The organism is Haloplanus sp., from assembly GCF_028275055.1.
Classification (GTDB): domain Archaea; phylum Halobacteriota; class Halobacteria; order Halobacteriales; family Haloferacaceae; genus Haloplanus.
In genome coordinates this window covers 24427-34045 of sequence record NZ_JAQCNJ010000011.1, presented here as the reverse complement: position 1 = coordinate 34045, position 9619 = coordinate 24427, and the positions used below count along the sequence as shown (strand labels likewise).

Annotated in this window: 11 protein-coding genes and 2 pseudogenes; 4 read left to right on the top strand and 9 right to left on the bottom strand. The window is 66.7% G+C overall.

The features are described from left to right. The 3 genes and pseudogenes from Q0925_RS01680 to Q0925_RS01670 form a co-directional block, all read right to left on the bottom strand. A pseudogene (locus Q0925_RS01680) lies at nt 1-236 on the bottom strand (alpha/beta hydrolase); the annotation flags it as partial. A 49-nt stretch (nt 237-285) separates the two neighbouring features. Next, nucleotides 286-1347 (bottom strand): methylmalonyl Co-A mutase-associated GTPase MeaB, encoded by a 1062-nt coding sequence (meaB, locus tag Q0925_RS01675; protein ID WP_299331183.1) that lies wholly within the window; start codon nt 1345-1347, stop codon nt 286-288. Beyond that, complete coding sequence (locus tag Q0925_RS01670) at nt 1344-1760, bottom strand: cobalamin B12-binding domain-containing protein (protein WP_299331181.1); 417 nt, start codon at nt 1758-1760, stop codon at nt 1344-1346. The genes meaB and Q0925_RS01670 overlap by 4 nt, the downstream gene beginning before the upstream one ends. 294 nt (nt 1761-2054) lie before the next feature. Here Q0925_RS01670 and Q0925_RS01665 point away from each other — a divergent pair, with 294 nt between their 5' ends. Then, nucleotides 2055-2357 (top strand): hypothetical protein, encoded by a 303-nt coding sequence (locus Q0925_RS01665; protein ID WP_299331179.1) that lies wholly within the window; start codon nt 2055-2057, stop codon nt 2355-2357. A gap of 9 nt (nt 2358-2366) precedes the next feature. Here the strand turns inward: Q0925_RS01665 and Q0925_RS01660 are convergent, their stop codons facing one another. Then, nucleotides 2367-4205, bottom strand: coding sequence for a S9 family peptidase (locus tag Q0925_RS01660; RefSeq protein ID WP_299331177.1), 1839 nt, complete (start codon nt 4203-4205; stop codon nt 2367-2369). 161 nt (nt 4206-4366) lie between these two features. On the opposite strand from Q0925_RS01660, the gene Q0925_RS01655 reads away from it, so the two are divergent. Further along, complete coding sequence (locus tag Q0925_RS01655; RefSeq protein WP_299331175.1) at nt 4367-5206, top strand: DUF7504 family protein; 840 nt, start codon at nt 4367-4369, stop codon at nt 5204-5206. 139 nt (nt 5207-5345) lie between these two features. Here Q0925_RS01655 and Q0925_RS01650 read toward each other — a convergent pair whose 3' ends face one another. Together Q0925_RS01650 and Q0925_RS01645 are read right to left on the bottom strand one after the other, a co-directional pair. Further along, nucleotides 5346-5606, bottom strand: a complete 261-nt coding sequence (locus tag Q0925_RS01650; protein WP_299331173.1) for an MTH865 family protein — start codon at nt 5604-5606, stop codon at nt 5346-5348. A gap of 50 nt (nt 5607-5656) precedes the next feature. After that, complete coding sequence (locus Q0925_RS01645) at nt 5657-6724, bottom strand: glycosyltransferase (RefSeq protein WP_299331172.1); 1068 nt, start codon at nt 6722-6724, stop codon at nt 5657-5659. A gap of 112 nt (nt 6725-6836) precedes the next feature. On the opposite strand from Q0925_RS01645, the gene Q0925_RS01640 reads away from it, so the two are divergent. Continuing rightward, a complete protein-coding gene (locus tag Q0925_RS01640) occupies nt 6837-7274 on the top strand; it encodes a universal stress protein (protein ID WP_299331171.1) in 438 nt (145 codons plus the stop codon). A gap of 22 nt (nt 7275-7296) precedes the next feature. On the opposite strand, the gene Q0925_RS01635 is transcribed toward Q0925_RS01640, so the two are convergent. The 3 genes from Q0925_RS01635 to Q0925_RS01625 form a co-directional block, all read right to left on the bottom strand. Further along, nucleotides 7297-7923, bottom strand: coding sequence for a DUF420 domain-containing protein (locus Q0925_RS01635; RefSeq protein WP_299331170.1), 627 nt, complete (start codon nt 7921-7923; stop codon nt 7297-7299). A 37-nt stretch (nt 7924-7960) separates the two neighbouring features. Next, nucleotides 7961-9010, bottom strand: coding sequence for an NAD(P)-dependent glycerol-1-phosphate dehydrogenase (locus Q0925_RS01630; protein WP_299331169.1), 1050 nt, complete (start codon nt 9008-9010; stop codon nt 7961-7963). 99 nt (nt 9011-9109) lie between these two features. Beyond that, on the bottom strand, nt 9110-9316 hold the full coding sequence (locus Q0925_RS01625) for a hypothetical protein (protein WP_299331168.1): 207 nt from the start codon (nt 9314-9316) through the stop codon (nt 9110-9112). A gap of 20 nt (nt 9317-9336) precedes the next feature. On the opposite strand from Q0925_RS01625, the pseudogene Q0925_RS01620 reads away from it, so the two are divergent. After that, a pseudogene (locus Q0925_RS01620) lies at nt 9337-9606 on the top strand (TRAP transporter large permease subunit); the annotation flags it as partial. Nucleotides 9607-9619: the final 13 nt, after the last annotated feature.

Here is a 9619-nt window from a genome sequence, read left to right as displayed (position 1 = left end):
TCACGGAACTCGCCGGACGATCCGGCGGCATTGAGACCGTGGAGGCAGATGAGGTCGGGGTCGTCCACATCGCCGGCCTCGGCGTATGCAACGCTGAGGTCGCGCCAACGGTACGTCCGTTCGGGGGCGTCGAGGGCGGGTTCGAGTTCGCCGGCGGCGTCGCTCAGGAGTCGGTCGCTGGCGACGGCCGCGGCGGTTCCGAGACCCGCGATGGCGGCGAGGCGTCGAAGTCGCATGACTAGTGATTGGTCGCAGGCGTCTTATACTGTCGGTCACTTGTAAGGGTCAGTCCTCACTGCGCTCGATACAGTCGACAAGCGGGTCAAGCACCCGGTCAACGACGGTGTAGGGATCGGTCTCCCGAGCCTGCACCTCGTCGACGAGGGCGTCGATCCCACCGTACCGGTCGAGTTCGTCCTCCAGCAGTTCGGCGGCGGCAGAGCGAAGCAGTCGGCGGATCTCCTCGGCGTGGCGGGCCCGCTGCCGACGGTCGAGTTCACCGCTCGTTCGGAGATGGTCGTAGTGATCGGTGAGAGTGTCGATCAGATCGTCGACGCCGTCCCCCTCGGTGGCGACTGTCTCGACGATTCGGGGGTCCCAGTCGCGGTCCGTCCCTGTAGTCTCGCCGTCGGTGCCAACGGCCATGCCGGAACCGTGGTGACCGGCGTCGACGGCGGTCGTTCCGTCGCGCATGTGGAGCATCTCTTGGAGGTCCGAGACGGTCGTCCGTACACCGTCCATATCGGCTTTGTTCACGACGAACACGTCACCGATCTCCAAAATACCGGCTTTGAGCATCTGAACGTCGTCGCCGCTACCGGGTTGTACGAGCACGACGACCGTATCAGCAGTGCGAACCACGTCCACCTCGTTCTGTCCCGCGCCAACCGTCTCGACGATGATCCGATCCTTGCCGAAGGCATCGAGTGCCTTGATGGCGTCACCGGTGGCCGTCGACAGACCACCCAGTTGGCCGCGGGCACTCATCGACCGGAAGAACACGTCCATATCGCCGATGTTCGAGGCCATACGGATGCGGTCGCCGAGCACCGCGCCCCCGGAATACGGTGACGAGGGATCGACGGCGATCACACCGACGGTGAGTCCCCGGTCCCGGTAGCGCGTGGCGAGTTTGTCGACGAGAGTCGACTTGCCCGCGCCCGGACTTCCGGTAACCCCGACGACCTCCGCGCCCCCGGTGTGGGCGTGCAGCGACGAGACGAGGTCGCGATACCCTGGTGCCCGGTTCTCGATTTTCGTGATCGTGCGGGCGAGTGCCCGGTGATCGCCGTCGAGAACACCGTCGACCAGATCCTCGGCGTCGGCGTCGGCGTCGGCGTCGCTCATCTGTCGGGAACGTGTTTGCGGACGAACTCGACGGTCTCGCTCATCGGCGTTCCTGGGCCGAACACCTCGGCGACGCCCGCCTCCTTCAGTTCCCGCCGATCGTCGTCGGGGACGATTCCACCGACGATGATGAGTGTGTCCTCGAACGCGCCGTACTGTTTCAGTCCCTCGATCACCTTCGGGATCAGCGTGTTGTGCGCCCCCGAGAGAATCGAAATGCCGAGCACATCCACGTCCTCCTGAACGGCCGCCTGAACGATCTCCTCCGGTGCGCGGTGGAGTCCGGAGTAGATCACCTCGAACCCCGCATCACGGAAGGCGCGTGCAATGACCTGTGCCCCGCGGTCGTGCCCGTCGAGGCCGACCTTGGCGACGAGACACCGGATCGTCCGCTGCTCCTGCCCTGCACTCATGTGTGACCATTCATCACACGGCCGTTTGATTCTAACGAAGTCCACGATCCGGCGGCTACATGTATAATAGAGGGGAATGGTAACCAAAAACATGTATCGAATCAAACCAACTGCCGGCATCGGAGACGAGGCGGTCACAGCAACCGTAACGAGTATCGTGGTGACGGTTCTCGCTGCCGTGACGGTGATGGTCCGGGGCTCCCGTGACGCCGGAAAACAGACAGAACAGGCGGTCACCGCGCCGTCACCGGCACGACCACCCGCGGCGGCCACTGGGGTGGGGGGTGCGTCCCCGTGAGCCTGTTCGGCAAGTTGTTGTCGCTTTTCCGCGGGGGCTCAAGCGCTGACGCCGTCGGGTCGGACCCGGGGCCCGAACCTGAATCCGACCCCGAACCCGAACCGGATCCCACAGAAGCCGAGGACCCCGAGACGGAGACAGACGGGGAGGAGGCCGAAACCGAAGACGAAGCCGATGAAGCCGAAGACGAGGCGATGCACTCCGGCGAACTCGCCGCCGCCGCCGACCCACGACGTGACCCCGCCCAAAACGACACCGTCGCGGACCGCGCCGCCAACCCAGACGACCACGCGGCCTGAGCGACCGGTTCAGGCCCCGAGGTGGGTGTCCAGGAACTCGGCGATTGCCGAGTAGGCCTCGATCCGGTTTTCCAGTTTCGTGAAGCCGTGGCCCTCGTCATCGAAAACGAGTTCGCGGACCGGGAGGCCGGTATCGCGGGCCTCCGCGACGATCCGCCGGGCCTCGCTCACGGGGACGCGTGGATCGTTCTCGCCGTGGAGAACGAACAGGGGGGCCTCGATGGCGGCCACGTCGTGGATGGGGCTGATGGATTCGAGAACGTCGCGGTCGTCGTCGAGCGAGCCGTACTCGGCTTCGCGGAGTTCACGCCGCCAGTCGCCGGTGTTCTCAAGAAACGTAACGAAGTTGGCGATACCGACGATGTCGACGCCAGCCGCCCAGACATCGGGGTACGCGGTCAGGGCGGCGAGGGTCATGAAGCCGCCGTAGGACGCGCCCATGACGGCGATGCGGTCGGGATCGACGGCGGGGTGGTCGCACAGCCAGTCGGCACCGGCTTTCAGGTCGGCAACGGCGTCCATCCGGTTTTCCACGTCGTCGAGGTGGGTGTATGTCTTGCCGTAGCCGGTCGATCCCCGGACGTTGGGTTCGAACACCGCATACCCCCGTGCGAGGAGGTACTGTTTCACCCGGCCGAAGGATGGTCGTCGCTGTGATTCGGGGCCGCCGTGGACGTCGACGACCACGGGCGTCTCCCCGTGGCCGGTGTCCGTCGCCGGTAACGAGAAAAAGGCGGGGATATCGAGACCGTCGAAGGAAGGGTAGCGGACGAGTTCGGGCGCGACAAAGGAGTCCCGGGGGATCCCGGCCGTCGAAGCGCGGGTCCAGCGGGTCGCCTCGCCGGTCGTCGTCTCGACGAGATAGACGTTCGCGGTGTCGTCGCTCCGGGTGACCGTCAGCGCAAAGTGGTCGCCGTCGGGGCCGAAACTCACGCCACCGGCGACAGACGGGGGCAGGTTCGGCGCGGGGAAGTGGTCGATCCGGCCGGGCGCGACGAGTTCGGCGACCCGGATGTGGGTGTAGCCGTCGACGTTACGCGAGTAGACCAGCCGACGGGAGTCCGGGTCGAGTGTGACGCCGTCGACGTTCCACCCGTCGTCCGCGAGCGGGTCCTCGGAGCCGGGATCAGCGGCCTCGACGGCCGACAGGTCGCCGGTCGCGAGGTCGATCCGCGAGAGCGAGAGCGTGTCGGTGTCGCGGTCGGTGACGAGGTAGACGTTCTCGCCGTCGGGGCCCCAGTCGGCGCTCAGGTGGCGCACGTCGCCCTCGTGTGGCGTGAGGTGGCGACGCGTCCCGGAGTCGACGTCGAGCGCGTACAGGTCTTGGTCGAAACTGGAGTGTGACCTCGTGAGGAGGAGTCGGTCGCCGTCGGGACTCCACCCGCCGACCGAAAGCCACCCGTCGCCCTCGGCGACACGGACGGCGTCGTCGCCGACGGCATCGCGGTCCTGAACGTACACGTCGAAGACGGCCTCGTCGCGGCGGTTCGAGACGAAGGCAAAACGGTCGCCGTCCGGGCCCCAGCCGCCGAACCAGTGTTTTGCGTCGGGATGTCTGGTCACGTCGGTGATTGTCCCGTCGGTGGCGTCAAGACGGTAGAACGTCTCGCGCTCGTCGCCCCCACGATCACGGCCGACGATCAGTTCGGGGCGGGCGGGCGACCACGAGGCGAAGGTGACGCGGTCGTCGAAAAAGGTGCGTTGTTCGGGCCAGCCGCCGGGGTCTTCGAGCGTCCACACCTGCGGGACGCCGGTCGTGTCCATGAGAAAGGAGAGGCGGTCGCCGTCCGGGCCGACCGAAGCGTCGTGGGCGTTCCGGACGTTGAGGTAGCGCTCGATGTCGAACATACGTGTCGTTGACCGGGGACGGGCAAAACGTGTTCCCCTGCCCGCCGGTCGACGCCGTGTCCGCTCGGCTACCGGCACGTCGGTCGGCACCCGTGTCGCGGGGGCTTCCAAGACCGGAACGAAAAAGTGACGTACCGTCGTAGTGGTCGTAGACTGGCCCGATGGTCTACCGATTTCGGTGTCAGCACTGCTCGTTCGTCGTCTGGTCTGCGAGCAAGGACGCACTCGTCGACGCCGTCGGGTCGCACGTGCTTGACCACCACCGACAGCGGGTGACCAAGCATGACTTTCGTCTCCGCTGGGACTGTCCATACTGCGAGAGTACCGGGCAGTACCACGGTCTGGACGACGGGATCGAGAAACTCAAACGACATCTCCTCGACCACGTCACATCACTCGTCGAGTCGGGCGTCCATGTCACGGATAACATCGACGGAACGGGGAACGTCTTGGTTCGGTCGCCGCACGGGAGCGCCGCCTCGGACAACGCACGAGTCCATCTTCTTTCTCCAGGGGACATCGTGGTGTTCGTGACGACGGCCCCGGACGAACGCCTTCGACTGTTGCACGACGAGTTACGCGAGTGGCCGGCACAGACGGTCATCGTCACCACGAAGTCCGACGTGCTGGAGAACGTCTCCGGGATCGATAGCTCCGAGATGCCACTGGAACTCGTTCAACTCGACGGTCGGCTCGGTCTTTCGGGACTGGGAGAGACGCTCTCCCGCGTCATCAAGGAGTACGAGGCGGCCGCCGGCAGGATAGCCGTCGAGTTCGACATCCTCTCGGAACTCATCGAGAAGTTCGACCTCCGGACCGTGTTCAAATTGCTCCACGTGCTGGGGCAACGGGCCAAGCGGGCCGACGCACTCGCACACTACCACATAGATTCACGGGCACGGTCGGAGTCGACGATCAACATCCTCGGCAAGGCGTTCGACCTCTCGGTACGGGCCCGCGGCCAGCGGTTCGTGTCGGAGTCGCCGCCCGGCACAGGTTGACTCCGCTTCGGTCGTCGGAGTCGGGGTCAGAATCGTGGTTCGGGATCCGCATCACCGCGGGGCGGCGTCTCGGTGGCGGACGTGTGGATATCCGCGTGGCCGTGCGGTGTGATCGGTTCTCCGCCGTCGACGTGCCGGCCTACAACAGGTTCTCGGCTTCCAGCCCCGCCATCACGTCGTCAACGAGGTCTTCGACCGACTCGTAGGGGAACTCCTGGTGTCCGTCGAGGTTCGCGGCGAGTTCCATCGCAGAAAAGGAGACGTCGCCGGCCTCGAACCGGGTTCCCGGACCGTCCGGAAGCGTCGGGACGAGATCCATCTGGTCGGTCACGGGGAAATCGGCCCCCTCGAAGGCCGTCCGGAACTGTTCGCGGAGTTCGGCCGCTACGTCGTCGCTCATGTGCATCCGTGGACGTATCGAAGGCAAAAGCGTTCCGGAACGGTGGACGGTCAGAGAAGGCCATAGTCGTCGATCGACCGCTCGTATCGGTCGACGTACCGCGAGGCGACGGCCTCGTGGTCGTAGTCGGCGTACCCCTCATCGATCGACCACCGCTCCATGTTCGCGGCGGCGACGATTTCGTCGGCGAGTTCGACCGGGCCGGTCACCAGCGATCCGCGGGGGTCGCCCTCGACGAGTTCGTGGGCGGCCGAGGCGGTCTGGTACTCGACGATGCCGACACAGCCACAGGCGAGCGCCCGCAGAAGTTCCGTCGCGAACGGCTCCCACGTCGCCGTCTGGGCAAACACGTGTGCACCTTTGAGGATCGGGATCCGCTCTGCCGGCGGGAGATCGCCGAGGAACTCGACCCGGTCGTCGATCCGGAGGTCGCTCGCGGTGCGTTCTGCGTCCGAGCGCGCAGGGCCATCGCCGATAATCGCGGCCCGCCAGTCCCGGTCGCGGAGTTCCGCGAGGGCGAGAAGGACCCCTTCGACGTTGGCGTGTGCGTCGAGTTGGCGGGCGTACACCACATCGGCCCGTGTGTCGGTCGGCGCGTCCCGGACGGTAGCCACGTCGATGCCGTCCGGGATCACCGCGATGTCGTCGGGGTCGGCGCCATACTCGCGGACGGTCGTCGCGACGGTTCGTGAGGGGACCACCACGGCGTTCGGCGAGCGGACGGCCAGGCTGCGCTCCCACGCTTTCTCGTTTCCGTTTCCGTCGGGGACGTCCCACCAATCGGCAACGACGGGCGCCCGGCGGAGGTGGGCGGCGGCCCGTGCTGCCGGCACCGCGAGCGGCGGGCGGGTGGCGACGTGGACCACCTCCGGGCGCACGCTGTTGAGGACGAACGGCAGTTTCGCGACAAACGCCCGCGGCGTCCGCTCGGCGGTCACCCGGCGGTATGTGATGCCCTCGAAATCGAAGGCGGGGTGGTCGCCGTCCCACCACTGCGCACAGCAACAGACGACGTCGTGGCCCCGGGCGGCCAGTCGCTCGGCGACCGAGCGCACGCGACGGGCGTGCCGGTCGTTGACATGGTGGGCCGTCGCCATCGTCACGAAGGCGATGCGCACGTCTGCGAGCAACACGACCGGACACAAAAAACTCATTCCGTCGGTTCGGCCGATTCCCGGCCGGCGGGATCGATCACACGGATTGAGGGGAGGCCCGGCCGGACTCACGCCCGTGTACGACGACATCCTGATTCCGACCGACGGGAGCGACGCCGCATTGGCGGCCGTCGACCACACGCTACCGATCGCCGAGCGGTTCGGCGCGACGGTCCACGCGCTCTTTGTCGTTGAAGCCGACCCGATCGAACACAGCGCGCCGGCGCTCGATTCGGCGGAGCGCCGCGAGACACTCCGCGCGGAGGGAGAACGGGCAACGACGGCCATCAAACAGCGGGCGGGCAACCGGGGCGTGGCGTCGACCAGCGAGGTTGGCGAAGGCGTCCCGGAGAACGCCATCCTCGACTACGTCGACGACCGTGGGATCAATCTGGTCGCGATGGGAACACACGGCAGGGACGGGCTGGATCGCTACTTGGTCGGCAGCGTCACCGAACGGGTGATCCGCCGGACCGATGTGCCCGTGGTCGTCGTGCGTCGGGAGATGGCGTAGGTCGGCACACAGACTGCACCCCTCAGGCGCCGATCGGAGGCGGCACCGCGACGACAGCCGCCTCAACGAACTCCCACGCGTAGACGTGGTTGAGAAGGAGATACGCGACGACACCCAGCGACAAAGAGAGGATCCACGCGCTGGCGGCGACCCTGCCGACGCGGGCGTGGGCGGTCCGACGGAGTTCGGACGGTGTGTGGGTCAGTCCCAGCACGATGGCGTAGAGAACGACCGGAACTGAGACCACGGAGAGAACGATATGGATCGCGAGCATCGCGAGGTAGGCGTAGTAGGCGAGTTGTGGGCCGACGAACTCCTTGGTGCCACCGCCACCGATTTTCGTCAGGTAGAGAACGAGAAAGAGGAGGATGAGGCCAAAAGCCGAGGCCATAGCGGCGGCGTGTTTTCGCACCTCATCGCGCCGAATCCACCGCCACCCCGCGATCAGCGAGAAGGTGGCGACGGTGTTAACGACCGCGATGGCGTCCGAGAGACGGTTCACCTGCCACAGCGAGAGGTCGGGGAAAATCGAGGCGGGGACGACGCCGAGAAACGTCCCCACGACGAGCGTGTAGCCCACGACAGAAAGGAGCGCGGTGACGGCGGCAGGGTGGTTTTTGACCGGGCCGTTGGCGCTAGCCGTTGCCATATCCGTCGGTCAGGACCGGACCGGCTTGTCCTTTCCGTTATATGACGCCGGTGGCGACGGCGGCTTCGCGGGCGGCGGCGTCGCTGATCCCGCTCCCGAGGATGGTGTACCGGTCGCGGATGCGGTGGGCGGTCGTCAGCGCCTCGATCACAGTTCCGTCGTCGAAGCCGAGGTCGGCGGCGGTCGTCGGCGCGCCGATGGTCGCCAAGGCGTCGCGGATGTTCCGCCACATTCCCTTTTCGCCCTCGTGGAGGTAGGCGACGAGGATCGACCCGACGCCGACCTGGTGGCCGTGGAACGCGCGGTCCGGGGCGATGCGGTCCAACCGGTGGGAGAAGAGGTGTTCGGCCCCGCTCGCGGGGCGGGACGATCCCGCAATGGACATGGCGACACCGGAGGAGACGAGCGCCTTTACCACGACCCACGCGGATTCCTCCAGTCCCTGTTTGATCGAGTCCGCGCTCTCGACGAGGAGTTCGGCGGTCATCCGGGAGAGCGCGCCGGCGTACTCGGAGTAGCCGACGTTCTGGAGGCGGTTGGCGAGGGTCCAGTCCGCGACGGCGGTGTAGTTGGAAACGATGTCGGCACAACCGGCCGTTGTCAGTTCCCACGGCGCGGCCGCGAGCACCTCGGTGTCGGCGACAACGGCAAGCGGCGGGTCGGCGGCGACGCTGTGGCGCGTGTCGCCTTCGGGGATGGACGACCGGCCGCTGACGATGCCGTCGTGGCTGGCGGCGGTGGGGACGGAGACAAAGCCGAGACCGAGGCGGTCGGCGGCCATCTTCGCGATATCGATCGGTTTCCCGCCGCCGAGACCGACGAGATAGGTGACCTCCTCGGCGGTCGCCGTCTCAACGACCCGTTCGACCGCGCCGAAGCCGGCCGTCTCGACGGCGATCGTGGCCGGGTCGTCGCCGAGTTGTGCGCGGACGTGGTCGCCGACGAGCCGGTTCGGCGTCGGACTGGTGACGACCAACGGCCGGCCGTCGACGGCGAGGTCGTCGATCACGTCGCCGAGGTCGTCGAGAACAGCGTGACCCACAACGACGTTTCGCGGAAGCTTGATCCACGTCGACTTGTCGAACATAGGGGTTCTATTCCGCGGGGCCATTTAGAAGATGAGGTCCGTTCCCTGCCCGCGGCACGCGCCTGGCGGTCGTTGTACCGTCGGGGTGGACCGGCACTGTCACGCGGTGGATCCGGGCGGCACACCCCCCGGCCACGGAAACGGTAGGTCCGCGGCCAGCGCTCCGGCGACCTGTTGGAAGAGGTCGTAGACCACGACGACCGTTGCGACGGGCATCCCGAGATCGTCCACGAACAGGAGGCTGACGCCGCCGTTTTTCGAACGCTCGATCAAAAGCCGCGGATCGAATGCCGCCGGCGAGTCCACAGAGTCGGTAGAGCCGACGCTTGCGACGAGGCCGGCGGGACGCGGTTCTGTCGCTTATCATGCCCGTCATCATCGTCGGCGGAATCCTCTCCGGGGTGTTCACCCCGACCGAGGCCGGTGCGGTGGCGGTCGGCTACACCCTCGGTATCGGTGTGTCGGTGTACGACGAACTGGATCTGGGTAGCGTTCTCGAGGCGTCTCACAGCACCGTCACGACGTCCGGAGTGACGCTGTTTATCGTCGGTGTCGCCCGTCCGATCACGTATGTCATGGCTGGGAAGTCCGTGCCGGTCGCGGTCGGGA

Excerpts from the sequence above, each read along its gene's own strand:
- Q0925_RS01635 (WP_299331170.1), bottom strand. The coding sequence starts at position 7,923 with ATGGCAACGGCTAGCGCCAACGGCCCGGTCAAAAACCACCCTGCCGCC.
- Q0925_RS01655 (WP_299331175.1), top strand. The coding sequence starts at position 4,367 with ATGGTCTACCGATTTCGGTGTCAGCACTGCTCGTTCGTCGTCTGGTCT.
- Q0925_RS01660 (WP_299331177.1), bottom strand. The coding sequence starts at position 4,205 with ATGTTCGACATCGAGCGCTACCTCAACGTCCGGAACGCCCACGACGCT.
- Q0925_RS01630 (WP_299331169.1), bottom strand. The coding sequence starts at position 9,010 with ATGTTCGACAAGTCGACGTGGATCAAGCTTCCGCGAAACGTCGTTGTG.
- Q0925_RS01650 (WP_299331173.1), bottom strand. The coding sequence starts at position 5,606 with ATGAGCGACGACGTAGCGGCCGAACTCCGCGAACAGTTCCGGACGGCC.
- Q0925_RS01670 (WP_299331181.1), bottom strand. The coding sequence starts at position 1,760 with ATGAGTGCAGGGCAGGAGCAGCGGACGATCCGGTGTCTCGTCGCCAAG.
- meaB (WP_299331183.1), bottom strand. The coding sequence starts at position 1,347 with ATGAGCGACGCCGACGCCGACGCCGACGCCGAGGATCTGGTCGACGGT.